This is a genomic window from Thermomonas sp., assembly GCF_047606765.1.
Lineage (GTDB): Bacteria > Pseudomonadota > Gammaproteobacteria > Xanthomonadales > Xanthomonadaceae > Thermomonas.
Window position 1 is genome coordinate 1 of sequence record NZ_JASGED010000072.1, and the last position, 25,482, is coordinate 25,482.

General features: G+C 64.5%; 25 protein-coding genes. 17 read left to right on the plus strand and 8 right to left on the minus strand.

Annotated elements, in window-relative coordinates; all coding sequences use genetic code 11:
- Both QM612_RS06940 and QM612_RS06945 read left to right on the plus strand, forming a co-directional pair.
- On the plus strand, positions 1–3,459 hold a 3,459-nt coding region (locus QM612_RS06940), incomplete at its 5' end, for a methylmalonyl-CoA mutase family protein (RefSeq protein ID WP_415253168.1).
- A 3-nt stretch (positions 3,460–3,462) separates the two neighbouring features.
- Complete coding sequence (locus QM612_RS06945; protein WP_415253169.1) at positions 3,463–3,996, plus strand: nucleotidyltransferase family protein; 534 nt, start codon at positions 3,463–3,465, stop codon at positions 3,994–3,996.
- 222 nt (positions 3,997–4,218) lie between these two features.
- Here the strand turns inward: QM612_RS06945 and QM612_RS06950 are convergent, their stop codons facing one another.
- From QM612_RS06950 to QM612_RS06960, 3 genes are read right to left on the minus strand one after another with little or no spacing between them, the layout of a single operon-like run.
- Positions 4,219–4,491 (minus strand): hypothetical protein, encoded by a 273-nt coding sequence (locus tag QM612_RS06950; protein ID WP_415253170.1) that lies wholly within the window; start codon positions 4,489–4,491, stop codon positions 4,219–4,221.
- Positions 4,491–5,825, minus strand: a complete 1,335-nt coding sequence (locus tag QM612_RS06955) for a TFIIB-type zinc ribbon-containing protein (protein ID WP_415253171.1) — start codon at positions 5,823–5,825, stop codon at positions 4,491–4,493. The genes QM612_RS06950 and QM612_RS06955 overlap by 1 nt, the downstream gene beginning before the upstream one ends.
- 24 nt (positions 5,826–5,849) lie before the next feature.
- On the minus strand, positions 5,850–6,992 hold the full coding sequence (locus QM612_RS06960) for an SPFH domain-containing protein (protein WP_415253172.1): 1,143 nt from the start codon (positions 6,990–6,992) through the stop codon (positions 5,850–5,852).
- A 150-nt stretch (positions 6,993–7,142) separates the two neighbouring features.
- On the opposite strand from QM612_RS06960, the gene QM612_RS06965 reads away from it, so the two are divergent.
- The 3 genes from QM612_RS06965 (at position 7,143) to QM612_RS06975 (ending at position 9,851) form a co-directional block, all read left to right on the plus strand.
- Positions 7,143–8,165: a glycoside hydrolase family 5 protein gene (locus tag QM612_RS06965; protein ID WP_415253173.1), complete on the plus strand. Its 1,023-nt coding sequence runs from the start codon at positions 7,143–7,145 to the stop codon at positions 8,163–8,165.
- A 93-nt stretch (positions 8,166–8,258) separates the two neighbouring features.
- Positions 8,259–8,741, plus strand: coding sequence for a bacterioferritin (bfr, locus tag QM612_RS06970; RefSeq protein ID WP_415253174.1), 483 nt, complete (start codon positions 8,259–8,261; stop codon positions 8,739–8,741).
- A 63-nt stretch (positions 8,742–8,804) separates the two neighbouring features.
- A complete protein-coding gene (locus QM612_RS06975; protein ID WP_415253175.1) occupies positions 8,805–9,851 on the plus strand; it encodes an NAD(P)-dependent alcohol dehydrogenase in 1,047 nt (348 codons plus the stop codon).
- A gap of 35 nt (positions 9,852–9,886) precedes the next feature.
- On the opposite strand, the gene QM612_RS06980 is transcribed toward QM612_RS06975, so the two are convergent.
- Both QM612_RS06980 and QM612_RS06985 read right to left on the minus strand, forming a co-directional pair.
- On the minus strand, positions 9,887–10,342 hold the full coding sequence (locus QM612_RS06980) for a GNAT family N-acetyltransferase (RefSeq protein ID WP_415253176.1): 456 nt from the start codon (positions 10,340–10,342) through the stop codon (positions 9,887–9,889).
- Positions 10,343–10,350: 8 nt separating this feature from the next.
- Positions 10,351–11,160, minus strand: a complete 810-nt coding sequence (locus tag QM612_RS06985; protein ID WP_415253177.1) for a 3-hydroxybutyrate dehydrogenase — start codon at positions 11,158–11,160, stop codon at positions 10,351–10,353.
- Positions 11,161–11,282: 122 nt separating this feature from the next.
- Here QM612_RS06985 and QM612_RS06990 point away from each other — a divergent pair, with 122 nt between their 5' ends.
- The 4 genes from QM612_RS06990 to QM612_RS07005 all read left to right on the plus strand — a co-directional run bounded on the left by QM612_RS06990 (position 11,283) and on the right by QM612_RS07005 (position 15,735).
- Positions 11,283–13,070, plus strand: coding sequence for a 3-hydroxybutyrate oligomer hydrolase family protein (locus tag QM612_RS06990; RefSeq protein ID WP_415253178.1), 1,788 nt, complete (start codon positions 11,283–11,285; stop codon positions 13,068–13,070).
- 97 nt (positions 13,071–13,167) lie between these two features.
- A complete protein-coding gene (phaE, locus tag QM612_RS06995) occupies positions 13,168–14,205 on the plus strand; it encodes a class III poly(R)-hydroxyalkanoic acid synthase subunit PhaE (protein ID WP_415253179.1) in 1,038 nt (345 codons plus the stop codon).
- Between the two features lies 1 nt (position 14,206).
- The gene (locus QM612_RS07000; RefSeq protein ID WP_415253180.1) at positions 14,207–15,277 is read left to right on the plus strand and encodes a class III poly(R)-hydroxyalkanoic acid synthase subunit PhaC; all 1,071 of its coding nucleotides are present in this window, start codon (positions 14,207–14,209) and stop codon (positions 15,275–15,277) included.
- Positions 15,278–15,282: 5 nt separating this feature from the next.
- Positions 15,283–15,735, plus strand: coding sequence for a hypothetical protein (locus QM612_RS07005; RefSeq protein WP_415253181.1), 453 nt, complete (start codon positions 15,283–15,285; stop codon positions 15,733–15,735).
- 246 nt (positions 15,736–15,981) lie between these two features.
- On the opposite strand, the gene QM612_RS07010 is transcribed toward QM612_RS07005, so the two are convergent.
- The 3 genes from QM612_RS07010 to ykgO all read right to left on the minus strand — a co-directional run bounded on the left by QM612_RS07010 (position 15,982) and on the right by ykgO (position 17,756).
- A complete protein-coding gene (locus QM612_RS07010) occupies positions 15,982–17,070 on the minus strand; it encodes an agmatine deiminase family protein (protein ID WP_415253182.1) in 1,089 nt (362 codons plus the stop codon).
- 5 nt (positions 17,071–17,075) lie between these two features.
- Positions 17,076–17,411: a hypothetical protein gene (locus QM612_RS07015; RefSeq protein WP_415253183.1), complete on the minus strand. Its 336-nt coding sequence runs from the start codon at positions 17,409–17,411 to the stop codon at positions 17,076–17,078.
- Between the two features lie 219 nt (positions 17,412–17,630).
- On the minus strand, positions 17,631–17,756 hold the full coding sequence (gene ykgO, locus QM612_RS07020; protein ID WP_010342887.1) for a type B 50S ribosomal protein L36: 126 nt from the start codon (positions 17,754–17,756) through the stop codon (positions 17,631–17,633).
- Between the two features lie 178 nt (positions 17,757–17,934).
- On the opposite strand from ykgO, the gene cmk reads away from it, so the two are divergent.
- The 8 genes from cmk to QM612_RS07060 form a co-directional block, all read left to right on the plus strand.
- Positions 17,935–18,615: a (d)CMP kinase gene (gene cmk / locus QM612_RS07025; protein ID WP_415253184.1), complete on the plus strand. Its 681-nt coding sequence runs from the start codon at positions 17,935–17,937 to the stop codon at positions 18,613–18,615.
- 179 nt (positions 18,616–18,794) lie between these two features.
- Complete coding sequence (gene rpsA / locus QM612_RS07030) at positions 18,795–20,498, plus strand: 30S ribosomal protein S1 (protein WP_415253185.1); 1,704 nt, start codon at positions 18,795–18,797, stop codon at positions 20,496–20,498.
- Between the two features lie 70 nt (positions 20,499–20,568).
- Positions 20,569–20,871, plus strand: coding sequence for an integration host factor subunit beta (locus QM612_RS07035; RefSeq protein ID WP_415253186.1), 303 nt, complete (start codon positions 20,569–20,571; stop codon positions 20,869–20,871).
- Between the two features lie 57 nt (positions 20,872–20,928).
- Entirely contained in the window at positions 20,929–21,189 is a 261-nt protein-coding gene (locus QM612_RS07040) for a lipopolysaccharide assembly protein LapA domain-containing protein (protein ID WP_415253187.1), read from the plus strand.
- Position 21,190: 1 nt separating this feature from the next.
- Positions 21,191–22,369, plus strand: coding sequence for a lipopolysaccharide assembly protein LapB (gene lapB / locus QM612_RS07045; protein ID WP_415253188.1), 1,179 nt, complete (start codon positions 21,191–21,193; stop codon positions 22,367–22,369).
- 10 nt (positions 22,370–22,379) lie between these two features.
- Positions 22,380–23,330, plus strand: a complete 951-nt coding sequence (locus tag QM612_RS07050; protein WP_415253189.1) for a hypothetical protein — start codon at positions 22,380–22,382, stop codon at positions 23,328–23,330.
- A gap of 22 nt (positions 23,331–23,352) precedes the next feature.
- On the plus strand, positions 23,353–25,260 hold the full coding sequence (locus QM612_RS07055) for a polysaccharide biosynthesis protein (protein WP_415253190.1): 1,908 nt from the start codon (positions 23,353–23,355) through the stop codon (positions 25,258–25,260).
- Positions 25,261–25,295: 35 nt separating this feature from the next.
- Positions 25,296–25,482 (plus strand): sugar phosphate nucleotidyltransferase (locus QM612_RS07060; RefSeq protein ID WP_415253191.1); only part of this gene is annotated, 187 nt, incomplete at its 3' end.

Genomic DNA, 25,482 nt, shown 5'->3' on the forward strand with positions numbered 1-25,482 from the left:
GCCCAGGGCGCGGAGGTGATCCACCTCGGCCACAACCGCAGCGTGGAAGACGTGGTGCGCGCGGCCCTGCAGGAAGATGCCGACGCCATCGCGCTGTCCAGCTACCAGGGCGGCCACGTCGAATACCTGAAGTACATGGTGGACATGCTGAAGGCGCGCGACGCCGCCCACATCCGCGTGTTCGCCGGCGGCGGCGGCACCATCACGCCGGAGGAAATCCGCGAGCTGGAGGCTTACGGCGTCGAGCGCATCTACCACCCCAACGACGGCATGAAGATGGGGCTGGTGGAGATGATCGAGGACGTGGTGCGCCGCGCCGGTGCCGCGCGCCTGCCGGTGGATACACCGCACAAAGTCGGTTTCGACAATGAAATCGAAATTGGTCGAATGCTTTCAGCGATTGAAGAATCCGCCTTGGACGAAGCCGAACTGGCCCGCCTGCGCAAGGAATGGGCGCTGGCCGGCGGCAAGACGCCGGTGGTCGGCATCACCGGCACCGGCGGCGCGGGCAAGTCCTCGGTGACGGATGAACTGCTCAACCGCTTCCTGTCCAACTTCCCGGACATGCACGTCGCCGTGGTCAGCGTCGATCCCACCCGCCGCCGCACCGGCGGTGCGCTGCTGGGCGACCGCATTCGCATGAACGCGCTGCGCAGCCCGCGCGTGTTCATGCGCTCGATGGCCACCCGCCGCCAGCACATGGCGACCAACATCGTGCTGAAGGACTGCATCGCCTTCCTGAAGTCGCTGGGCTATGACCTTGTGATCGTCGAAACCGCCGGCATCGGCCAGAGCGATTCGGAGATCGTCGATCTGGTCGATTTCCCGATGTACGTGATGACCAGCGACTTCGGTGCGCCCAGCCAGCTCGAAAAGATCGACATGCTGGATTACGCCGAACTCGTCGTGCTCAACAAGTTCGACAAGCGCGGCGCGGAAGACGCCCTGCGCGACGTGCGCAAGCAGTGGAAGCGCAACCGCGTGGCGTTTCAGACGAAGGACGAGGATGTTCCCGTCTATCCGACGATTGCCAGCCAGTTCAACGACCCCGGCCTGAACTGGATGTTCGTGAGCCTCTGCCGCCTGCTGCGCGAGAAGCTGCATCTCGAACCCTCCCTTTCAAGGGGAGGGCAGGGTGGGGATGGTGTTCGCTGCGACTTCATGCCATCCATCGACACCACGCTGAAGGAACCGCGTGCCACCGTGCTGATTCCCGGCAACCGTGTGCGCTACCTCGCCGAAATCGCGGAACAGGGCAGGGCGATCAATGCGCGCATCGAATCGCAGGTCGACATCGCCGACCGCGCGCAATCGCTGTGGGAGGCATTGAAGGAACTGGGCGACGACAAGTTGCCCGAGGCTTTGAGCCTCTATGCACCAGAGCACGTCACCCCGGCGAAAGCCGGGGTCCAGCTTTCCTCTGAAGAGCTGGATTCCGGCTTTCGCCGGAATGACGAAATGGTGGATCGCTCCCTGCTCACCCTGCGCCAACGCTACAACGACGCCATCCAGTCGCTGGATTCCGACGCCCTGCGCCTGCTGCGCGAATGGCCCGCCCGCCTGAAATCCATCGTCGAGCCGGTCAATGAATACCAGGTGCGCGACAAGACCATTCGCGTCGAGAACTACCGCGAATCCCTGTCGCATCAACCAATCCCGAAAATCGCCGCGCCCACCTACAAGAGCTGGGGCGAACTGCTCATCTTCCTGCAAAAGGAAAACCTGCCCGGCGCGTATCCCTACACTGGCGGCGTCTATCCCTACCGCCGCACCGGCGAAGACCCCATTCGCATGTTCGCCGGCGAAGGCACGCCGGAGCGCACCAACCGCCGCTTCCACTACCTCAGCCTCGGGCAACCTGCGGCGCGCCTGTCCACCGCCTTCGACAGCGTGACACTGTACGGCGAAGACCCAGCAAAGCGCCCGGACATCTACGGCAAGATCGGCAACTCCGGCGTCAACATCCCCACGCTGGACGACATGAAGAAGCTGTACTCCGGCTTCGACCTGTGCGCGCCCACCACCAGCGTGTCGATGACCATCAACGGCCCCGCGCCGATCATCCTGGCGATGTTCATGAACACCGCCATCGACCAGCAGGTGGAGAAATACCTGAAGGCCGACGATGCCCGCTGGATGGAGGCGCAGCAGAAGATCGACACCTTCTTCGCAGACCGCGAGCGTCCGCGCTACCACGGCGATCTGCCGCAAGGCAACGACGGCCTGGGCCTTGCGCTGCTGGGCATGACCGGCGATCAGCTGGTTGAACCTGAGACCTATGCGAAGATCAAGGCCGACACCCTCAAGACCGTGCGCGGCACCGTGCAGGCCGACATCCTGAAAGAGGATCAGGCGCAGAACACCTGCATCTTCAGCACCGAATTCGCCCTGCGCATGATGGGCGACATCCAGCAGTACTTTGTCGATAACGGCGTCCGCAACTTCTATTCGGTGTCCATCTCCGGCTACCACATCGCCGAAGCCGGCGCGAACCCGATCAGCCAGCTCGCCTTCACCCTGAGCAACGGCTTCACCATCGTCGAGTACTACCTTGCGCGCGGGATGAAGATCGACGACTTCGCGCCCAACCTGTCGTTCTTCTTCAGCAACGGCATGGATCCCGAGTACACCGTCATCGGTCGCGTCGCCCGCCGCATCTGGGCACGCGCCATGCGCGAACGCTACGGCGCAAGCAGCCGCAGCCAGATGATGAAGTACCACATCCAGACCAGCGGCCGTTCACTGCACGCGCAGGAAATCCAGTTCAACGACATCCGCACCACCCTGCAGGCCCTGTACGCCCTGTTCGACAACTGCAACAGCCTGCACACCAACGCCTACGACGAAGCCATCACCACGCCCACGGAAGAAAGCGTGCGCCGCGCTGTCGCCATCCAGATGATCATCAACAAGGAACTGGGCCTGAACTTCTGCGAAAACCCGTGGCAGGGCAGCTTCATCGTGGACAAGCTGACCGACATCGTGGAAGAGGCCGTGTACAAGGAGTTCGAAGCCATCAGCGAACGCGGCGGCGTGCTGGGCGCGATGGACACCATGTACCAGCGCGGCAAGATTCAGGAAGAGTCGATGTACTACGAACACAAGAAGCACGACGGCAGCCTGCCGCTGGTCGGCGTCAATACCTTCCTGCCCAAGGAACACGGCGGTGAGGTGGTGACGGAGATCGAGCTGATCCGTTCGACGCCCGAGGAGAAGGCCCAGCAGATCGAGAATGTGCGGAACTACCAGACCCTGCGCAATTCACTCCCCCTGCCTGCAGGGGGAGTCGACGGCGAAGCCGGCGGAGGGGGTAAGCCCGGGCTTGGCTTCCTCCAAGCCACCGCCCGCGAGCGGCGGAATGTGTTTGAATCGCTGGTGGAAGCGGTGAAGACCCACAGCCTCGGGCAGATCAGTCATGCCTTGTATGAGGTGGGTGGGGAGTACAGAAGGAATATGTGAGCCATGATTCGGCTGATCGATCAAATCAGGGAGGCGCTTGCCGCTTTTGCCGGGAGTAAAACACCGCCCGCCTTGATCGGTGGACTTGCACTGGCCGCACACCACGTCGTCCGTGCAACGCGCGACGTGGATTTTCTGGTGGATGCCGATGATGCAGACAGGCTGCACGCAGCCTTGCTTGCGCTGGGTTACACCTGCATTCACCGCAGCAAGGATGCAGCCAATTACCTGCGGGGCGATGAAGGTTTGGACTTGCTGTATGCGCATCGCCCCATTGCGCGTCGTCTGTTGGAGCAGGCGGTTGAGCGGGAAACCACAATGGGTAATTTGCGTGTGATCAGTGTCGAAGGGCTGATTGCCTTCAAGTTGCAAGGCCATGTCAATGATCCGTCCCGCCCGCATGACCTTGGTGATATCCGTGCCTTGTTGCGTGAAAACCGGGACGGACTCAACATGCGCGAGTTGCGCGAATACTTCGCCCTGTTTGAAAGGGAGGCGTTGTTGGATGAACTCATTGCCGAGAACAGTCGCCGCTGACGCAGAACCGCTTTTGCTTGCGGAAGGCGGTATCGCTTATGCGCCGGGTGTGCGTCGTGACCCCATTGAGGCTTTTATCGAACTCATGGAGGTCGTTGAAGCCCTGTGCCCGGCATGGCCGTCGCGTGATCCGCGTATTGGCACGGATTATCGGTTGTAGGTCGCGCCTTTCGCCTTCCCCGTTTTTTTCGGATTTATCGCATAAGCCGCACTGCTTCGGACTCAGGACGAATCGCGTTCGCCCCGCACACGCTCCACCCGCTTGCGATAGTCCTTCACGTTGTCGCCACGGATGCGCGATTCGCGCGTGCCTTTCACTTCATCGACCTTGTGGTCGTGTTCCATGCCGGTGACTGGCTGCGCTTCGATGGTGGTTTCGCGCTCGAAGGCATGCGACTTGTCGGTATTGCGGTAATACCGATACAGCATCCAGTACAGGCCGGCGGCACCAGCCGGGCCGAGCAGGAGCAGGCCAAGTCCGCTGTCGTCGCTCATTACTGGCTCCCGATGATGGCAAGGGCAACGCCCTCGAGGATGGTGCCGGCGGTGATTGCGGCCAGCAGCAGTTTCCAGTGCTGCACGGGCACGCTGCCCATGGTTTCGCCGGTGCGGCCGTTCACCGCGATGTAATGCAGCATGCCGCCGTTGCTGCCCGGCTGGTGGTAGGAATACAGCCAGACCGGCAGGTACATCGACACCCAGCGCGTGCCGCGCACGTCCAGCCGTTCCTGTTCCCAGCGCACGCCACGGTCATAGCGTTTCACCGTGGTTTCCACCTGCGCGCGGGCGATGGACAGCAATTGATCCTCAAGGCGCGGGCGCAATTGCTCCACGTCCATGTTGCGTTTTTCGGAGGTGATGCCGGACAGGTAGGACGCATTCCACTTCACCGCGTTCTTGGTGTCGAACGGCAGGATGGCGTTGATGATGTTGTTGGTGTTGACGCGCGTGTCCAGGTTGCCGCGTTCGTTGGAGGATTCCAGCGGCAGGTCGTCCACGGTGAAGTCCACGTGCCGCTCGACCTGATAGACATCGGCGTCGTAATAGGTGGTCTTGTTCTTGTTGTTGCCCACGGTGTAGCGGCGCGTTTCGATCTCGCCGTGGCCGGCAACATCCGCGCCAGCATTGGCATCCACGATCATGTAGGGCAGATAGACCGGCACCACGTTCTCCGGTGTGAACTGCTCCTTGAACTCTTTCAGTGCAAACAGCCTGCGCTTGTCCACGAACTGGCGGATGCGCGCGACGGCATCGTCCTTCCTGATGTGGAAGGGCAGCACTGCGTCCGGTACTGCGCCGTTGGCGATTTGTTCGTTGATGCCGAACACATGGCGGCACCAGTGGCAGCGCGCGGTCATCGCGTTTTCGGTGTTGACCGTCACCTCCGCGCCGCAGCCGGTGCATTTGAAGGTCATCAGGGCCGAGGCATCGGCCTTGATGTTCTGCGCGCCGGAAGCGATCACCGTGCCGGTGAGTTGGTCGATGCCCTCGCCGAAGCCGAACGCTTCCTCCACGCGCTGCCCGTGCCATTCGTTGCGGCAGTACAGGCAGATCAGCAGATCGGTGCCGGGCTTCTGGCGGATGTCGGTGGCACCGCATTTCGGGCAGCGGTTGGCACCGTCCTTCAGTTCATCGGATGCGGTGTCGATGGCGACCGGATCGGGCGCCAGCAACTCGTCGCGGATCGGTTCGGGCAGCGTGGCCGGATCAATCGGGAAGGTTCCCGGCAATGGCGGTACGTCCTGCGGCGAACCTGGCCCGATGGGAGGTGGCCCAACGGGCACCGGGCCGGTGGGTGGCACCGGCGGCGGGGTGGAGGTGTTCGACATGGCGGCGTTCGCGCGATTTTCGGCTTACAGGCCCAGCGCCTTGGCCTTGAGCGCGTCGTAGTCTGCCTGCGTAATCAGGCCGAGGTCGAGCATCTCCTTGGCCTTCTTCAATTTGGCAACCGGATCGTCCGCTGCTGGTGCGATGGGCTGTTGCAGGCCACCGATGCCACCCAGCATGCCGGAGGCCATGCCGATGCCCATCACGCCCGCTGTGCCGCCGTTTTCGCCCGCCGCCTGGATGCCCTGCGCCACGCTGGCTTGCAGGTTGGAATTGCCGCGCGCACCGGCCAGTGCATCGGCGCGCTGCACGGTCTTGAGCAGTTCGCGCGTGTTGGCGTCGTACTCGATGGAAACAATCGCGGTCTTGACGATGGCAAGGCCGCGGTCGGAGCGCCACTGGTAGGCGTTTTCCACCGCATCGGACAGGCTCTTGGCAAAGCCGACCGAATCCTGCTGGATTTTGGTGATGCGATTGCCCTTGCTTGGGTCGTTCGTGTACAGGCTGAACGCCGGTGCCAGCGAACCGACCACTTCGTTGAACAACTGGCTGGCGGCCGCGTTGTCGATGTCGGTGAAGTCGAACACCTTGCCCGGTTGCAGGTAGGTGGCCGGCACGAAGTTCTTCACGAACAGGATCGGATCGACGATCTTCAGCGTGTACGAACCGCGCGTGACCGCGCCGACCTGCGCATTGAGATAACCATCGTCCCAGTAGATTTCCGACTGGGTGCCGAAGCGGTTGTCCGGCAGTTCCTTCAGCGAGACGAAGAAGGCGAGCTGCTGCGAGCCGGGCTGGCCGCCGAACTTGAAGCGCTCCCAGCTTTGGGTGATGAGCGGGGCGACAATGCCGTCACCTGCGAAAATCGACTTCGAATTGATGTCGTCCGAGCGCCATTCATAGCCGCCCGGCTCGGCGGCGAAGCCGGTGATCTTGCCGTCCTGCATCAACAGCAGGCCGTAGCCTTCCGGCACCACGATCTTGCTGCCATTGGTGATGATGTTGCTCGAGCCGTGCGTGTTGGAACCACGCCCGGCATTGGTGCCGCGCGGCACCGCCGCGAACAGCGCTGCCGTCGGCGGCAGGCCGTCCGGCACCGTGTAGAAGTCCTTCCACTGGTCGCCAAGCGCGCCACCCACAGCACCAACCACCGCCTGCACAAGACCCATGACACCTCTCCGTGATTCGTGGCCGGGTACCGTACCCGTTTGCCCAACGCACTATAGCGCCATGAAAGGACAGGGCCGGTTGTTGCCGCCGGCGCGTGCGGCTAATGTGTCGGCTCGGAGCGCCATGACGGCAGAGGGAAGGGGGTTCGGATGTCCGCACGCATGCTGTTGCTGGGAATGTCGCTGGCCGCGATGGCGTGGTTACCGCAGGCGAGGGCGCAGTCCGCGTTCGTCGAGATACCGGCCGCCGAACAGGTCGCGCGGATGGGCACCGGGGTCAACATCCTTGGCTATGACCCGTACTGGCAGGACGGCCAGCAGGGCAATTACCGCGAGGAACACTTCCAGGCGATCCACGATGCCGGTTTCGGCCATGTGCGCGTGGTGCTGTTCACGTTCCGTCATCTGGACGCGAACGGCGTGCTGGATCCGGCCTGGTTGCAGAAGCTGGACTGGGTGGTGGCGATGGGCCGCAAGCACGGCCTGGACATGATCCTGGACGTACACGATTTCGACGAGTGCGCGAAGGACGTGCTGGCCTGCAACGGCCGTCTGAAGATGGTCTGGTCGCAACTGGCCACGCGCTATGCGGACGCGCCCAATTCGTTGCTGTTCGAATTGCTCAACGAGCCGCATGGCGAGCTGGATGCCGCCGCCTGGAATGCCTTGTTCCCGCAGTTGCTGGCGGTGGTGCGCCAGAGCAATCCCACCCGCAACGTAGTCATCGGCCCGGTGAGCTGGAACAGCTTCCGCTACCTCGACCAGTTGGTGTTGCCGGAGGACGACCGCCACATCATCGCCACCTTCCACTACTACGATCCCTTCCCGTTCACCCACCAGGGTGCCAGCTGGGTGGATGCCGAGATCGGCAGCGGAAAGGACGTGCCGTTCGGCACGCCGGAACAGATCGCCCAGGTCGGCAAGGATTTCGACGCGGTCAAGGCGTGGTCGCTGCAGCACGACCGCCCGATCCTGCTCGGCGAGTTCGGCGCCTACGACAAGGCACCGATGGCTTCGCGCGTGCTGTGGACGTCCACCGTCGCCCGCGCCGCCGAGCAACGCGGCTTCGCCCGCGCCTACTGGCAGTTCTCCAGTGATTTCGTGGTTTACGACTTCCAGCGCAATGCCTGGGTCGAGCCGATCCTGCGGGCGCTGATCCCGGCGAAGGAATAAGCCTCGCATCGCCAAAAATCCGAATGATTCGCATCCCGTCATCGGATTTTTGATTCGGGCAGACTGGCCGCGTTCCCGCATCGAGCCACTGCCATGAAAGGCCATCCCGAAGTCGTCGATTACCTGAAGTTCCTGCTGCGCGGGGAGCTTGCCGCGCGTGACCAGTACTTCATCCATTCGCGCCGCTACGAGGATCTTGGCCTGCACGCGCTGCACCAGCGCATGCACCACGAGATGGAAGAGGAAACCCAGCACGCCGACGCGCTGCTGCGGCGCATCCTGTTCCTTGAAGGCACGCCGGACATGACGCCGGATACCTTCCAGCCGGGCGAGGATGTGGAAGACATGCTCCAGCGTGACCTTGCCACCGAATACGCCGTGCGCGCCAATCTGGCCAAGGGCGTGGCGCTGTGCGAGCAGCATGGCGACTACATCAGCCGCGACATGCTGGTGGTGCAACTGGCCGATACCGAGGAAGACCACACGCATTGGCTGGAGCAGCAGCTGCGGCTGATCCGCATGCTGGGCCTGCCGCTGTACCTGCAACGCAAGATGGGCGAGGCCGCAGGCGGCTGATTTGGCACGGCACGCTGCGATGACGGGGCGCATACTTGGCGCATCGTTCGCAGGAAAACCGTCATGACCGTCAAGGCACGCGGCGCACACGCCGCCGACCAGCCCATCGTCGCTATCGACATCGCCCGCCGTGCGCCCGGCCCGCGCGACGTGCAGATCGAAATCGCGTACTGCGGCATCTGCCACTCCGACCTGCATACCGTGCGTGGCGAATGGGCCGGCACGCTGTATCCCTGCGTGCCGGGGCACGAGATCGTCGGCGAAGTCAGCGCGGTCGGCAACGAGGTGGAAGGTTTCAAGCTCGGCGACATCGTCGGCGTGGGCTGCATCGTCGGTAGCTGCAAGCAGTGTTCGGCCTGCGATGAAGGGCTGGAGCAATACTGCGAACGCGGCATGGTCGGCACCTACAACGGCGCGACCGCCGATGCGCCGGGTCATACGCTGGGCGGTTATTCGCAGCGGATCGTGGTGGATCGTGATTTCGTGGTGCATGTGCGCCATCCGCGCGAACAACTGGCGGCAGTCGCGCCGCTGCTGTGCGCCGGCATCACCACCTATTCACCGCTGCGGCACTGGAAGGTCGGGCCGGGTAGCAAGGTGGGCATCGTCGGCATCGGCGGGCTGGGCCACATGGGCGTGAAGATCGCGCATGCGATGGGCGCGCATGTGGTCGCCTTCACCACCAGCGAATCCAAGCGGCAGGCCGCGCACGAGCTGGGCGCGGACGAGGTGGTGATCTCGCGCGATGCGGCGCAGATGAAGGCGCATCGCGGCAGCTTCGATTTCATCCTGAACACGGTAGCGGCCAGCCACGATCTGGATGCCTACACCAGCCTGCTCAAGCGCGACGGCACACTCTGCCTCGTCGGTGTGCCGGAACACGCGCATCCGTCGCCCTACGTCGGCAACCTGATCTTCAAGCGCCGTGCGATTGCCGGCTCGATGATCGGCGGTATTGCAGAAACGCAGGAAATGCTGGACTTCTGCGCGCAGCACGGGATCGTGGCTGACATCGAAATGATTTGCGCAGACGATATCGAAACTGCCTACGAGCGCATGCTCAAGAGCGACGTGAAGTATCGCTTCGTGATTGATGCCGCGACGATGTAAGGCTGCCGCGGCGTCGATCCGCAGGGAAGGCATGGTCAGAGCGTGCGGGTCATGTAACAGCTGTTGGGGTCGTCGGTATAGTCGGCGAACGGTGCGCATACGACGAAGCCGGCAGCCGAATACAGGTTGCGTGCAGGAGCGAAATAGTCGGTGGCCCCGGTTTCGATGCTGGCGCGCGCGTAGCCGGAAGCGTGCGCTTCGGCCAGCAAATGCGCCAGCATGGCCTTGGCAACACCCTTGCGCAGATGGGCGCGTGCGGTGCGCATCGCCTTCACTTCGACATGATTGACATCAAGATGTTGTAGCGCACCGCAACCGAGCAGCGCGTCGCCTTCACGCAGTACCCATACACGCACCCGTGGCTGTTTCAGGCCGGACAGGTCAAGCGCGTGCTGGCTTTCCAGCGGCGAGGCCGCCTGCATCGCGGCACGATGCTCTTCCATCAGGGCGATGAAGGCAGGGCTGTCGATGTCGGCAGGTTCGAACTTCATGGGTGCGATTACTGCGCCGTCCACCCGCCATCAACAGGCATCGCGGTGCCGGTGATGTTGTGCGCCTCGCGCCGGCACAGGAACACAGCCAGTGCGCCGATTTCCGCAGGCAGCGTCATGCGCAGGCTGGGCTGTTTCTCGGCCAGCAGTGCGCGCACGCCGTCATCGCGGCTGCCGCCGTGCATGCGCGCTTCGATCTGCGGTTCGATCAGCGGCGTTTCCACCCAGCCGGGGCAGATGCAGTTGACGGTGATGCCGCCGGAGTCGCGGCTACCCTGCGCGGCGTATTCCAGCGCTGCCACCTTGCTCAGGCCGACGATGCCGAACTTGCTGGCCACATACGGTGCCTTGTCCTTCGACGCCACCAAGCCATGCACCGAGGCCACGTTGACCACGCGCCCGTAACCACGCGCGGCCATAGCCGGCATTGCTGCGCGCATGGTGTGGAAGGCGGATGACAGGTTGATGGCGATGATGTCGTTCCATTTCGCCACCGGCATTTCGTGCAGCGGCACCGCGTGCTGGATGCCGGCATTGTTGACCAGCACGTCCACGCCGCCGTTCGACCAGTCAGCGAGTTCGGCCATCATCGTTTCGATGGCGGCAGGATCGCGTAGGTCTGCGCCAAAATGCTTCGTGCCACCACTGCCAGCGGCATCGACCTCGGAGGTCGCGGCGGCGATCTGTTCCGGCGTGCCAAGGCCATTGATGGCGACCTTTGCGCCGGCGGCGGCAAGCGCGCGGGCGATGGCAAGGCCGATGCCGGAGGTGCTGCCAGTCACCAGTGCGGTGCGGCCCTGAAGGAAGGTGTCGGTCATGGGGGAGTCCGTTGTCTTGCGTGCGTATCAGCTGCATACGCTAGCAGGCTGCGCGTGGCGGCGGCGCGCCTTGTGTACGAAAGTACGATGCCAGGCGCGTCCGGCGGCGCTATGGTGGCGGTATGAACAGACCCCGTCATTACGCCTGCGCCGTCGCCATCGTCCTGCTGGCCGCTTGCGCCAGCACCCCTTCATCGAACCGGGAAGCCTCGATGTTCAGCCAACAGCGCGCCACCGACCATCGTGATGGCGATGACCTGCTGACTGCTGGCCTTGGCCTTGCCGGGCTGCGTGCAATGGTGCCGCCGGCCTTCGCCGACAGCGCGAAGCCCACGCCTGCCGAACTGCGACGCCGCGCGCTGTGGAGCAGTTGGCGTGGCATCGCCGACCTTGCGCCCGGCGGCGGCTATGGCGATTTGTATGGCAGCACGGCGAACGTGCCAGGGCGCGAGTTCAGCGCCTTCGCAACCTTGCCCGGCGCACACCAGCCGCATCGCGTGCTGCTGCAACTGCCGGATGCGTTCGACGCGAACAAGCGCTGCGTGGTGGTGACGGCGTCGTCCGGTTCGCGTGGCGTGTATGGCGCGATTGCGGTTGCCGGTGCATGGGGCCTGCCGCGTGGCTGCGCGGTGGTGCATACCGACAAGGGCACCGGCAGCGATTATTACGATCTGGATGCAGGGCAGGGCATTGCCGCCGACGGCACCGTTGCCGGGGCCGATGCTGCGCTTGCGTTCAAGCCGGTGCCAGCCAGCGGCCACGGCGTGGCGTGGAAGCACGCGCATTCGCAGGACAACCCGGAAGCCGACTGGGGCCGTCATCTCAAGCAGGCCGCGCAGTTCGCGCTGGCGACGCTCAACGAACAATTGCCGCAGCAGGCACCGTTCACCTTCGACAACACCCGCATCATCGCGGTGGGTGTTTCCAATGCCGGCGGCGCGGTGCTGCGCGCGGCGGAAGATGCCGAGCCGTGGCTGGATGCCGTGGTGGCCGGCGAGCCCAATGTGCTGGTCGAAGGCCATGGCACCCGCAGTCTGCTCGATTACGGCACCGAGGCCGCGCTGCTGATGCCCTGCGCGCTGCCGGCGCTGGGCATCCCGGCGGCACCCGGCGCGGATGCGAAGTGCGCGGCGCTGGCCGCGCAGGGCGTGCTGGCCGGTGCCGACCTCAAGGCGCAGCAGCAGGACGCGCTGGCAAAGCTGAGCGCCAGCGGCTGGACGCACGGCGCAATGCAGGCCGGTTCGATCAGCGTCGCCTTCGATCTGTGGCGGGCGGTGGCTGTGGGTTATGCCTCCGCCTATGGCCGCTACCCGCACGATGCGCATCCCTGCGGTTATCGCTATTCCGCATTGGGCGCAGACCTGTCGCCGCGTGCTGCAACCAACAACGAACGTGCCGCATGGTGGGCCGATGCCAGCGGCATCCCGCCGGGCGCGGGCGTCGGCATCATCGATCCGCAGCCGGCTGCCGACCTCGGCCTGACCGGCCTGCAATGCCTGCGCGCGCTGTGGATGGGCGATGGCGAGGATGCCCGGCGCGTGCGCAAAGGGGCGCAGGAAACGAGGGCCGGCTTGCCGCGCGCCGGCCTGCCGGTGGTGGTGATCCACGGCACCGACGACGGGCTGGTTCCGCAGGCATTCACCAGCGCGCCCTACGTGATCATGGCGAATTCCGCGGGCCGCGACGTGCGCTACTGGCAGGTGCGCAATGCCCAGCATTTCGACGCCTTCCTCGGCTTCCCGCAGTACGGCGCGGTGTGGCTGCCGCTGCTGCCCTATGTCTATGAGGCGCTGGATCGCGTCGATGCACACCTTGACGGCAAGGGCGCGCTGCCGGCCAGCGCCGTCATCAAGACCGTGCCGCGCGCGGGCAAGCCGCTGGAGGCAGCGCATCTGGCGATGCCGCGCTGATATCACGCTTCGCCGCCGCCCGGTTGCGACGTGATGGCGGCGCAACCTCCGCATTGCTAGCATCGACAAACAAGCGATGACATCGCGCGGAGGGCATATGGCGAATACGGACGATTTCAGCGCACTGGCGCGCCGCTATTGGGACATGTGGGGCGAGACCCTGCGCGGCGGGATGCCGGATGCGGGCATGGCTGGCACGGATGGCTTCCGTGCGGCGCTGGACGCATGGGCGGGCAAGGCGACGGGCAGTGGCGGATTCGATGCCGTGCTCGGCCATTTCAACAATCAGGGCAAGCAGTGGTACGCCCAGATGCAGCAGGTCGCGGCGCAGTTCGCCGGGCAGCAGCACAGCGCGCACGACGTGGCGCAGGCGTGGAAGCAGGCGCTGGGCGCGGCGGGCAATCCTTTCCAGTCGCTGCTGCAGGGCATGCGCGGGCCGGGTCTGGAAGGCATGGATCAATGGAACCGCGCGGTTGCGCCGTGGCTGCATGGCCTGAACGCGGAAACCGGCGAACTGCTGGGCATGCCGGCCTTCGGTTTCACCCGCGAGCAGCAGGAGCGCATGCAGGCGCTGGTGCAGGCGCAGTTGCGCTGGCAGGACGCCTTCGCCAACTACAACACGCTGATGGCGCAGGTCTCGCAGGATGCGTTCTCGCGCTTCGAAAGCAAGCTGGCCGAGCGCGAGGAACCGGGCCGGCAGATCGGCAGCGTGCGCGCATTGTTCGACCTGTGGGTGGATGCGGCGGAAGAAGCCTATGCGCAGGCGGCGCTGTCGGTCGAATATCGCCGCGCCTTCGGCGAACTGGTGAACGCGCAGATGCAGGCGCGTGCGCGGTTGCAGGCCATCGTGGAACACACCGTCGGCCTGATGGGCCTGCCGGGGCGCACTGAACTGGACAGCGCCCATCGCAAGATCGCCGAACTGGAACGCCAACTGCGGCGGATGCAGCGTGGCGATGCCGCGCCATCGCCCACAAAACCCGCACCGGCAAGGCGTGAAGCAGCCACGCCTGCGCCTGCGAAGAAGGCAGCAAAACCCGTTGCGAAGAAAGCGGCAAAGCCTGCGAAGAAAGCCGCGAAAGTCGTAAAGAAGGTTGCCAAAAAAGCCGTGAAGCCCACACGCAGGAAGCGCTGACATGAATGGCCCCTTGAACATCACCGCCGAATCGCTGGCCGAGGAAGCCGCCCAGTTCCAGCGCAAGCTCACTGCCGGCATCCAGACCCTGCGCGAAGTGGATGACGTGCAGTTCGGCGTCACCACGCGCGAGGAAGTCTGGCGCGACGGCAAGACCGTGCTGTATCGCTTCCGTGGCGCACGCACGCCCAGCGCAAAGTCGCCGCTTTTGATCTGCTACGCGCTGGTCAACCGGCCCTACATGGTTGATCTGCAGGAAGACCGTTCGCTGGTGAAAGGCCTGCTGGAACGCGGGCAGGATGTTTACGTCATCGACTGGGGCTACCCCGACCGCAGCGACCGCTTCCTCACGCTGGAGGATTACATCGAGCGCTTCCTGGGCGGCGCGGTGGATCATCTGCGCGAAGCCCACGGACTGGATGCGATCAACCTGCTCGGCATCTGCCAGGGTGGCGTGTTCTCGCTGTGCTATGCCGCGCTGAATCCGGACAAGGTGAAGAACCTCATCACCATGGTGACGCCGGTCGATTTCCATACCAGCGACAACATGCTGTCGAACTGGAACCGCGAGATCGACGTTGACCTGCTGGTCGATACGCTGGGCAACGTGCCTGCGGACATGATGAACTTCACCTACCTCACGCTGAAGCCGTGGCGGCTGTTCGCGCAGAAGTACGTGGGACTGGTGGACATCCTCGACGACAAGAAGGCCGTCGAAGACTTCCTGCGCATGGAGAAGTGGATTTTCGATTCACCCGATCAGGCCGGCGAAGCCTTCCGCGATTTCAGCAAGCAGTTCTTCCAGCAGAACCGCTTCGTCAAAGGTGGCGCAACGGTGGGCGGGCGCGAGGTGCATCTGGGCATGGTGGAAATGCCGGTGCTCAACATCTTCGCCGAGCAGGATCATCTGGTGCCGCCGGATGCCTCGCGCGCATTGAAGGACTTGGCCGGCACCGACGATTACACCGAGCTGTCGTTCAAGGGTGGCCACATCGGCATCTACGTGTCCGGACGCGCGCAGAAGGAAGTGCCGGATACCATCCACGGCTGGCTGGAAACGCGTTCGCGTTGAGCGCGATGTCGCCTCCATTGCTGCGCTGCTTGCAGGCGCTCGGCATCGTCTGGGCGCTGCCGAATACCGTGCTGGGCCTGCTGGCCGGCGCGGCCAGTCTTGCCACCGGTGCGCATGCGCATCTGAGCCTGCGCGATTTCGCCATCGTCTTCCACAAGGTGCCGTGGGGGCCGGGCGGAGCGCTGACCCTGGGCAACGTGATCCTGCATACCGGCGATACCCTGGATTCGCGCTGCGTCACCTATGCGCATCGCGCCGGGCATTGCGTGCAACCGCCGATCGTGTTGGCCGACCACGAGCGTGCGCACGTGTTCCAGTACATGGCGCTGGGCGCGCTGTTCCTGCCGCTGTATTTCCTGTGTGGCGGGGTGAGCGTGCGCAATCCGTTCGAGCGCGCGGCGGATCGCTATGCGCTGACCGGAAGCGGCTGGTGGCCGTTCCGACGAACGGTTGAATGAATGCGCGGCGCTTAACCGATTGCTGACAATCGCCGGCGTAGGCTTGGTTTCGCCGGAGAAAAACTTCACTGCCAACGCGGCACGAAAAATCGCTCCGGCCACAGACCCGGTCCCCTCCAGGTTCGAAGCCTGCGAGACCGGGTCTTTCCTTTATGTGGCAGCCGTTGTAGGGGCGACCCCTGTGGTCGCCCAAATCCGTAATTCCCCAACGTGCGGCCCACCAGGGGCAGGCACAGGGGCCTGCCCCTACGTCGTCAGACCCTGCGGCAGCTGCATGGTGATGCAATGCAGGCTGCCGTTCTGCCAGATCAGCGGGCGGCAAGGCACCTGCACGATTTCGCGGCCCGGAAACGCCTGCGCCAGCACGGCCGCGGCCTTGTCGTCGGCTTCATCGTCGTAGGCCGGCATCAGCACCGCGCCATTGACGATCAGGAAGTTGGCGTAACTCGCGGCAAGCCGGCGATCTTCATCCACGATGGGCTTCGCCCACGGCAGCGGAAACAGCCGGTACGGCCTGCCGTCCTTTGTGCGCAGCGCGGCGATTTCATCCGCCATCGCCTTCAGGTCGATGTAATGCGAATCGGCCTGGTCATCACAGGCCTGGAACACGATGGCGTCATTCGGTGCAAAGCGGGCGAGGGTGTCGATGTGGGCGTCGGTGTCGTCGCCTTCCAGCGCGCCATGATCCAGCCACAGCACGCGATCCTGCGCCAGCCAGTCCGCAAGCTTTGCGCTCAGTTCCTCGCGGCTGGCCTGCGGATGGCGCTCGTGCAGGCACTGCCACGTGGTCAGCAGGGTGCCATCGCCGTCGGTATCGATGGCACCGCCTTCCAGCGCGAAGTCGATCTGCTGCCGTGTGCTGCCGGGGAACAGGTTTTGCGCGGACAGGCGTTGAACCAATTGGTCATCGTCGCTGGCGTCGAACTTGCCGCCCCAGCCGGTGAAGCGGAAATCCAGCAGGCGGAAAGACGGCTGTATTCCCTCTCCCCCGTCTGCGGGGGAGAGGGTGCCGAAGGCGGGTGAGGGGGATTCCTGAAGCGTGATCGGGCCACTGTCGCGCAGCCACGTGTCGTCATACGGCACGGTGACGAAGCGCACCCGCGCCATGTCCACGCGGTTGCTGCGCAGGCGCATCTCCGCATAGGTCTCGACGTCGTCGTCGGCCACGCACACGATCACCGGCTGGAAGCGGGTGATCGCCGCAACCAGTGCGATGTAGGTGTCCTCGACTTCGCCAAGGCGCGCGGCCCAGTCGGTATCGGCATTCGGCCAGGCGATCAGGATCGCCGCCTGTGGTTCCCACTCGGCGGGGAAGCGCACGCGGGTGTCGTTCATTCAGTTCAGGGCGTTGCGGACTTCGGGCCGGCTTCGTCCTGCGTGGCCTGGTTGACCACCACGTCGATCACGCGGTTGTTCTCGAAATACACGGTGAAGCCGGGATACACCCAGCGATTGATGGTCGGCCACACGCGCTTCTGGCCACCGCGGGGATCCAGTCGTTCACTCGGTGCGCCGTATTTCGCCTCCACCTGCGCCATGCGCATGCCGCGCGCGGGCACGTTGGCCGGTTCCGCCTGCACGCGCTGGATCAGCAGGGTGTCACCGGCCATGCAAAGGCCGGGCAGGGCGATCAGCGCAGCGGCAAGGATGAAGCTATGGCGAGGCAAACGGCGCATGGCGGAACTCCGTCGTGTCGGATGAAGCAGCGATTCTATGCCGAATCCGTGAACGCGCCGCGAGCATGGCCCGAAACGACGAAGGCCACCCGAAGGTGGCCTTCTGCAACGCGAGCAACGAAGGATCGGCGTTGTCTGGTTTCTCAGCGCTGGCGCGCCTTGAACATCCCGGTTTTGTTTCTCAGCGCTGGCGCGCCTTGAACATACCGGTTTTGTTTCTCAGCGCTGGCGCGCCTTGAAACGCGGGTTGCTCTTGCAGATCACGAAGACCTTGCCACGACGGCGAACCACCTTGCAGTCGCGGTGACGGGCCTTCGCCGACTTCAGGGAGGACAGGACCTTCATGATGGAACCTCGGCAAATGGAATGAAATGAAACACGAAGCCGCGCATTCTAGCGGGTATTCCACTGCCGGATCAATAGCTTGGCGGGGCGGGATTTCAATGGGTGCGGTGCCGCCATTGGAGACAATCGTCAGTCGTGCATGGCAATGGTGGGGTGAACCCCACCCTATAATCGGCGGATGACAGATTCCGTCCCGGTCTTGACCATCGACGGCCCTTCCGGTTCCGGCAAGGGCACCATCAGCCGCATCGTGGCCGGCCGGCTGGGCTGGCTTTACCTCGACTCCGGCGCGCTGTACCGGGCGGTGGGCGTGGCGGCGGGCTGGGCCGACCTGGATCTGGACGATGCCGGCGCGCTGGTGCGCTGCACCTTCGACACCGACATCGGCTTCCGCGAAACCGAGGCCGGCGACCTGCGGGTGCTGGTCAACGGCCACGACGCCACCGACGAGCTGCGCACGGAAACCGCTGGTGCGGCGGCTTCGGCCATCGCCGCCATCCCGGAAGTGCGGGCTGCGCTGAAGGATCGGCAGCGGGCATTCCGCCGCGCGCCGGGGCTGGTGGCGGACGGGCGCGACATGGGCACGGTGATCTTCCCGGATGCCACATTCAAGGTGTTCCTGACCGCGAGCGCCGAAGAACGCGCCGAAAGACGCTATAAGCAGTTGAAAGACAAAGGGGTTTCCGTCACAATCGACGGTCTGCTTCGCGAGATTCTTGCCCGCGACGCCCGCGATGCCAGTCGTGCGGTGGCACCTTTGCGGCCGGCACCCGATGCCGTCCACATCGATACCACCGGCCTGCCCATCGAGGACGTGGTCGTGCGGGTGCTGGACATCGTCACACACCCTGCCGGCTAACCGGCGCGCTTCTTTCGTCGCAGAACCGTTCCGTGGGCGCATCCCGTGCCTGCGGTTTTTCCTTTCATCCACACATGGCCCAGCGCCGCATGCCTGCAAGGGCGGGCGCGAATGCCAACCAACCCAAGGTGGGTCGCCATGCCGATGCATGCGACCTGTGTATCCACCCGAGATTTTTCATGAACTCCGTAGCTACCGAATCCTTCGCCGAACTGTTCGAGCAAAGCCAGACCACTGATCTGTCCAAGCTCAAGCCCGGTGCCATCGTCAAGGGCGTCGTGGTTGCAGTGACCAACGATGTCGTGGTCATCAACGCCGGCCTGAAGTCCGAGGGCATCGTCCCGATCGAACAGTTCCGCAACGACGCCGGCGAGATCGACGTGGGCATCGGCGACGAGGTCAAGGTTGCCCTCGATTCGCTCGAGAATGGCTTTGGCGAAACCGTGCTGTCGCGCGACAAGGCCAAGCGCGCCATGGTGTGGGACGAGCTGGAAGAAGCGCTCGAGAAGAACGAGACCATCGTTGGCCGCATCAGCGGCAAGGTGAAGGGCGGCTTCACCGTGGACATCAAGGATGTCCGCGCGTTCCTGCCCGGTTCGCTGGTTGACGTGCGCCCGGTGCGCGACCCGGTCTATCTGGAAGGCAAGGAGCTGGAGTTCAAGCTCATCAAGCTCGATCGCAAGCGCAACAACGTGGTCGTCTCCCGCCGCGCGGTGGTCGAGACCGAGCATTCGGAAGAGCGCGAAGTGCTGCTGGAGAAGCTGGTCGAAGGTGCCGTGCTGAAGGGCGTGGTCAAGAACCTGACCGATTACGGCGCGTTCGTGGACCTCGGCGGCATCGACGGCCTGCTGCACATCACCGACATGGCATGGAAGCGCGTGCGCCATCCGTCCGAAGTGGTGGAAGTGGGCCAGGAACTGGACGTGCGCGTGCTGAAGTACGACCGCGAGCGCAACCGCGTGTCGCTGGGCCTGAAGCAGATGGGCGAGGATCCGTGGGACAACATCGCCCGCCGCTACCCGGCCAACAGCCGCGTGTTCGGCAAGGTCAGCAACGTCACCGATTACGGCGCGTTCGTCGAGATCGAGCCCGGCGTGGAAGGCCTGGTTCACGTCTCCGAAATGGACTGGACCAACAAGAACGTCAACCCGGCCAAGGTGGTGCAGGTCGGTGACGAAGTCGAAGTCATGGTGCTGGATGTGGATGAAGAGCGTCGCCGCATCTCGCTGGGCATCAAGCAGGTCACCAGCAACCCGTGGGAAACCTTTGCCGCGATCCACAAGAAGGGCGACAAGGTCTCCGGCCAGATCAAGTCGATCACCGACTTCGGCATCTTCATCGGTCTGGATGGCGGCATCGACGGCCTGATCCACCTGTCCGACATCAGTTGGAACTCCACCGGCGAGGAAATCGCCCGCAACTACAAGAAGGGCGACACCCTGGAAGCGGTGGTGCTGGCGGTTGACCCGGAGCGCGAGCGCATTTCGCTGGGCGTCAAGCAGATGGAGCAGGACCCGCTGGGCCAGTTCATGGCCACCAATCCGAAGGGCAGCAAGGTCAACGGCACCGTCAAGGAAGTTGATGCCAAGGGCGCAACCATTGACCTGGGCGATGGCGTGGAAGGCTACGTCATGGCGCGCGACATCAGCGACGACCGCGTGGACGACGCCAGCCAGGTGCTGAAGGTCGGCCAGGCGGTGGAAGCCAAGTTCGTGGGCATGGACCGCAAGGGCCGCAGCCTGCAACTGTCGATCAAGGACAAGGACGCCGCCGAGACCGCCGAAGCGCTGGCCGAGTACAACAAGGCCAATGCCGATGCCGCCAGCGGCACCACCAAGCTGGGCGCGCTGCTGCGCGAGCAGCTGAACAGCAAGTCCGAGTAATCCCGGGCGATCCATGCACGGCGGCCCGGCTCAGGCCGGGTCGCCGTTGTTTCGCCACGAATATCGAACGATGACCAAATCCGAACTCATCGAATTGCTGGCACGCCGCCAGCCGCACCTCAAGGCCGACGACGTGGACATGTCGGTCAAGTCGTTGCTGCAGATGATGGGCACTGCGCTGGCCGAAGGCGAGCGTATCGAAGTGCGCGGGTTTGGCAGTTTTTCCCTGCATTACCGTCCGCCGCGCACGGGCCGCAATCCCAAGACGGGTGATTCGGTCGCGCTGCCGGGCAAGCATGTCCCGCACTTCAAGCCGGGCAAGGAATTGCGCGAGCGGGTGACCACGGTGGTTCCGTTGCCGAGCGAAGACTGATCGGCATCCGCCGCAGTCCGTTAAGCTAGCCGGCGTTTCCGCACGGTTTCCAAGAACGTGGCCAGACTGCTTCGCATCATCGCCGCCGTTGCCTGCATCCTGCTGGGTGCCGTGGTTGGCGCGCTCAATACCCAGCCGGTGGCGCTGGATCTTGGTTTCACCGCACTCCACACCAGCCTTGGGCTGGCGGTGCTGCTTGCACTGCTGCTGGGCGTGCTGGTTGGCGGCATCCTGCTGGCGCTGGGCGTGGTAGCCCCGTTGCGCCGCAAACTGGGCAAGGCCGAGGCGGCAGCCCGGCAACATCGAACCGGAGCTTGAAATGGCATTTCTCGACCAGTGGCTGTGGTTCGTGATCTTCGTGCCGCTGGCCGCGCTGGCTGGCTGGGTGGTCGGTCGCCGTGGTGGTGAGCAGCACAGCGATACGCAGGTCAGCAAGCTTTCGACCACCTATTTCCGTGGCCTGAACTATCTGCTCAACGAGCAGCCGGACAAGGCCATCGAGCTGTTCCTGCACATCGTCGAACTGGACAAGGACACTTTCGAGACGCAGGTGGCGCTGGGCCATCTGTTCCGCCGCCGTGGCGAGGTGGACCGCGCGATCCGCCTGCATCAGGCGCTGGCGCAGCGGCCTGACCTGAGCGATGCGCAGAAGGTGCAGGCGCTGTCCGCGCTGGGCGAGGACTACATGCGCTCCGGCCTGCTGGACCGCGCCGAAACCGTGTTCGGCGACCTTGCGCAACTGGACGCGCGCGCGCCGCAGGCGATCAAGCACCTGATCGGCATCTACCAGGCAGAGCGCGACTGGGAAAAGGCGATTGCCAACGCGACCCGCTATGAGGAAGTCACCGGCGAGCCGATGGGCAAGCTGGCTGCGCAGTTTGAATGCGAACTGGCGGAGCGGCATCGCGCCAATGGCGACATCGACGCGGCACGTGCAGCGGTCAAGCGTGCTTATGCGGCGGATGCAACGTCGGTGCGTGCCGGCATTGGCGAGGGCCGCATTGAACTGGAAGCCGGCAACCCGTCGGCGGCGATCCGTGCGTTCGAGCGCGCCGCGCGGCATGATCCGGATTACCTGCCAGTGATCCTGCCGATGCTGCTGGAAAGCTACGACAAGGTCGGCGAACGCACCGGTGCGCGCGCGTTCCTGAGCGAAATGTGCGAGCACTACCGTGGCATCTCGCCGGTGCTGGCGCTGACCCGCATGGTCGAAGCCGAAGAAGGCGTGGGCGCGGCCCGGCGCTATCTGGCGCAGCAGTTGAAGGACAGGCCTTCGGTGCGCGGCGAGGCCGCATTGATCGATCTCAGCCTGGCCGACGGTGCCGATGCCGATGCCACCTTGCATGACCTCAAGCACATCACCGACCAGTTGCTGGTGCGCAACCCCAGCTATCGATGCAACCGTTGCGGCTTCGGTGCGCGCAGCCACCATTGGCAATGCCCCAGTTGCAAGGAATGGGGCACGGTGAAGCCGCTGCTGAACTATGCGGTGGTCTGAACCAGCGACGTTGCTTGCTGTTTCGGTTGCGGCGCTGCTGGGTTCGGCCATCGGAACGGCATGGGCGCTTTCACACGCGCGCAGGCGCGGGCTGATCGACCAGCCGGGTGAACGCCGCAGCCATGCGATGCCCACCCCGCGCGGTGGTGGCATCGGCATCGCAATCACCTGCCTGTGCGCCTGCATCTGGCTCGCAGTGAGCACGCACGATGTTGTTTGGTGGTGTGCTGGTGCAGGCCTGCTGCTGGTTTCGGCCGTCGGTTGGGTGGATGACCATCGCCCGCTGTCCGCTTGGCTGCGCTTGCTTGTGCATGCGCTGGCTGGCGTACTGCTTGCCTTCGGTCTGCATGTTGGCGGAGCGAGTGGGGCCGTTGTATTGGCAGCGCTGTTGCTGGTGCCGGTGCTGGTCAATGCCTGGAACTTCATGGATGGCATCGACGGACTGGCCACCACCCAGGCCGTGCTGTGCGCGGCGGCGCTGGCCTGCGTGCTGGGTGGCGTGGCGCAGGCATTCGCGCTGATCGTGGCGGCGGCGGGCATCGGCTTCCTGCCGTTCAACCTGCCGCGCGCGCGGATCTTCCTGGGCGACGTGGGCAGCGGTGCGCTGGGCTATCTGATCGCGGTGCTGCTGGTATTGGCGATGACCGGCAGCGCGGCTTCGAACTGGCCGCTGCTGCTGTTGCCGCCGCTGGTCTTTCTGGTGGATACCGGCATGACCCTGCTGTGGCGCATGCGGCGCGGCGAAGCCTGGTGGCAACCGCACGTTCAGCATCTGTACCAGCGGTTGGCCCGCCGCCAAGGGCATACGGCGGTGACCTGTGCTTATGCAATATGGACGCTGGGCGCGATTGGGATCATGCTATTGCTTTGGCAGGCATCGGCGGCGGTCGTGATCTTCTCCGTGCTGGTGGCAGGTGTGCTGGCGATGGCGGCTTGGCGTCGCCTGCACGCCGCCGATTGAAGGCGACCGAAGGATTCGGCTCATGAGTACATGGAAGGATCGTCTGAAATACCGCCTGCCGCGCATGGCGGTAGTGCTGCATGACCTGGTCATGGTCTGGGTCTGCTGGCAGGGCCTGCACTACCTGCGCTATGCCCTGCAGCCGATGCCGCTGGAACTGGCCCCATTCTCGCCAACGGTCATCATCGTGCTGGTCGCGCAGGGGTTGGTGTCCTGGCGGGTCGGCCTGTATCGCGGGCTGTGGCGTTTCGCCAGCGTCCCTGACCTCATCAACATCTTCGTTGCCGGTGTGCTGGGGCTGGTGGGCATCCTGATCGGGCTGTTCCTGTACAGCCGGCTGGATCTGGTTTCACGCGCGGCGCTGCTGCTGTACCCGTTCGCACTGACCCTGCTGCTGGGCGTGCCGCGCCTGCTGTTCCGGGCGTGGAAGGACCAGCGCATGCTGCAGACCGCGGAAGGTGCCGAGCGCGTGCTGATCCTTGGTGCGGGGCAGGCAGGCGAGGCCCTGATCCGTGACCTGCGCCGCACCGGGCGCTACGACCCGATCGGGTTTCTGGACGATGCTGCCGCACTGCGCGGCAGCCGCGTACACGGCGTGCCGGTGCTGGGCAGGACCGAGGACGTGGCCCGCATCGCCCGCGAGACCGGAGCGCAATTGCTGGTCATCGCCATGCCCTCGGTCGATGCGATCGTGATGCGCAGGATGATTGCCCTGTGCGAACACAGCGGCCTGCCGTTTCGCACCGTGCCGCGTATTTCCGACATCCTGGAAGGACGCTTCCTGCCCGGCCAGTTGAAGGAAGTCGCCATCGAAGACCTACTGGGCCGGCAGCCGCACAGGCCGGACTGGAAGGCGATCCGCGACTGGCTGGGCGCGCGCAGCGTGTTGGTGACCGGGGCGGGCGGTTCGATTGGTTCGGAACTGTGCCGGCAATGCGCGCGTCACGGCGCGCAGCGGATCGCACTGGTCGAAATCGACGAACTCGCACTGCTCACCGTGCAGGCCGCATTGCGGCGGGATTTCCCCGGCATCGAATGCATCCCGGTGCTGGGTGATTGCGGTGATCCGGCGGTGATCGCGCATGCACTGCGGCTGGCGGAGCCGGAGGCCGTGTTCCACGCCGCCGCCTACAAGCAGGTGCCGCTGCTGCAGGGACAACTGCGTGAGGCGGTGCGCAACAACGTGCTGGCGACCGAAGTGGTGGCGCGTGCCTGTCGCGATGCAGGCGTGGGCACCTTCGTGCTGATTTCCACCGACAAGGCGGTGGATCCGGTCAACGTGCTGGGTGCCAGCAAGCGGCTGGCGGAGATGGTCTGCCAGTCGCTGGTCGATGCCCGTTCCACCCGCATGGTCACGGTGCGCTTCGGCAACGTGCTGGATTCCGCCGGCAGCGTTGTGCCGCTGTTCCGCGAGCAGATCCGTCGTGGTGGCCCGGTCACGGTGACCCACCCGGAAGTGACCCGCTACTTCATGACCATCCCCGAAGCCTGCCAGTTGATCCTGCAGGCATCGTCCATCGGTGCGCAGCAGGCGATCTACACGCTGGACATGGGTGAACCGGTGTCGATCCGCGTGCTGGCCGAGCAGATGATCCTGCTGGCCGGCAAGCAGCCCGACCGCGACATCGCCATCGAGTTCACTGGCCTGCGCCCGGGCGAGCGCCTGCACGAAACCCTGTTCCACGCCGACGAGCATTACACGCCGACGGTGCATCCCGGCATCCTGCAGGCACCGCCGCGCGGCGTGTCGAACGAGCGCGTTGCGCAGTCGCTGGAACGGTTGCGTGCCGGCGTGCGTGCCTACGATCTGGACGCACTGGCCGAAGCGCTGTGCATCGCGGTGCCGGAGTTCAGCCCGATGGACGATGCCGATGCGGCGCGCAATGCCCGGGTGGTGGCATTTCCCGGACGGCGCGCAAGATTGCAATAACGGCGTTGTCAACATCGCTTCGGTAGAATCGTGGGATGACGAATCCCCAATCGCCGCGCATCCGCACCGCCGTTTTCCCCGTTGCAGGTCTTGGCACGCGCTTCCTGCCGGCCACCAAGACCGTGCCGAAGGAAATGCTGCCGATCATCGACCGGCCATTGATCCAGTACGCCGTCGATGAGGCGGTCGAGGCCGGTTGCGATACGTTGATCTTCGTCACCA

Bases quoted from the DNA above. Each gene is read 5' to 3' on its own strand.
- QM612_RS07000 (WP_415253180.1), top strand. From the start codon at position 14,207: ATGAATGGCCCCTTGAACATCACCGCCGAATCGCTGGCCGAGGAAGCC.
- lapB (WP_415253188.1), top strand. From the start codon at position 21,191: ATGGCATTTCTCGACCAGTGGCTGTGGTTCGTGATCTTCGTGCCGCTG.
- QM612_RS07005 (WP_415253181.1), top strand. From the start codon at position 15,283: ATGTCGCCTCCATTGCTGCGCTGCTTGCAGGCGCTCGGCATCGTCTGG.
- QM612_RS06950 (WP_415253170.1), bottom strand. From the start codon at position 4,491: ATGAGCGACGACAGCGGACTTGGCCTGCTCCTGCTCGGCCCGGCTGGT.
- QM612_RS06980 (WP_415253176.1), bottom strand. From the start codon at position 10,342: ATGAAGTTCGAACCTGCCGACATCGACAGCCCTGCCTTCATCGCCCTG.
- ykgO (WP_010342887.1), bottom strand. From the start codon at position 17,756: ATGAAGGTCCTGTCCTCCCTGAAGTCGGCGAAGGCCCGTCACCGCGAC.
- rpsA (WP_415253185.1), top strand. From the start codon at position 18,795: ATGAACTCCGTAGCTACCGAATCCTTCGCCGAACTGTTCGAGCAAAGC.
- QM612_RS06945 (WP_415253169.1), top strand. From the start codon at position 3,463: ATGATTCGGCTGATCGATCAAATCAGGGAGGCGCTTGCCGCTTTTGCC.
- phaE (WP_415253179.1), top strand. From the start codon at position 13,168: ATGGCGAATACGGACGATTTCAGCGCACTGGCGCGCCGCTATTGGGAC.
- cmk (WP_415253184.1), top strand. From the start codon at position 17,935: ATGACAGATTCCGTCCCGGTCTTGACCATCGACGGCCCTTCCGGTTCC.
- QM612_RS06955 (WP_415253171.1), bottom strand. From the start codon at position 5,825: ATGTCGAACACCTCCACCCCGCCGCCGGTGCCACCCACCGGCCCGGTG.
- QM612_RS07010 (WP_415253182.1), bottom strand. From the start codon at position 17,070: ATGAACGACACCCGCGTGCGCTTCCCCGCCGAGTGGGAACCACAGGCG.
- QM612_RS07015 (WP_415253183.1), bottom strand. From the start codon at position 17,411: ATGCGCCGTTTGCCTCGCCATAGCTTCATCCTTGCCGCTGCGCTGATC.
- QM612_RS06960 (WP_415253172.1), bottom strand. From the start codon at position 6,992: ATGGGTCTTGTGCAGGCGGTGGTTGGTGCTGTGGGTGGCGCGCTTGGC.
- QM612_RS06975 (WP_415253175.1), top strand. From the start codon at position 8,805: ATGACCGTCAAGGCACGCGGCGCACACGCCGCCGACCAGCCCATCGTC.
- bfr (WP_415253174.1), top strand. From the start codon at position 8,259: ATGAAAGGCCATCCCGAAGTCGTCGATTACCTGAAGTTCCTGCTGCGC.
- QM612_RS06965 (WP_415253173.1), top strand. From the start codon at position 7,143: ATGTCCGCACGCATGCTGTTGCTGGGAATGTCGCTGGCCGCGATGGCG.
- QM612_RS06985 (WP_415253177.1), bottom strand. From the start codon at position 11,160: ATGACCGACACCTTCCTTCAGGGCCGCACCGCACTGGTGACTGGCAGC.
- QM612_RS07035 (WP_415253186.1), top strand. From the start codon at position 20,569: ATGACCAAATCCGAACTCATCGAATTGCTGGCACGCCGCCAGCCGCAC.
- QM612_RS07055 (WP_415253190.1), top strand. From the start codon at position 23,353: ATGAGTACATGGAAGGATCGTCTGAAATACCGCCTGCCGCGCATGGCG.
- QM612_RS06990 (WP_415253178.1), top strand. From the start codon at position 11,283: ATGAACAGACCCCGTCATTACGCCTGCGCCGTCGCCATCGTCCTGCTG.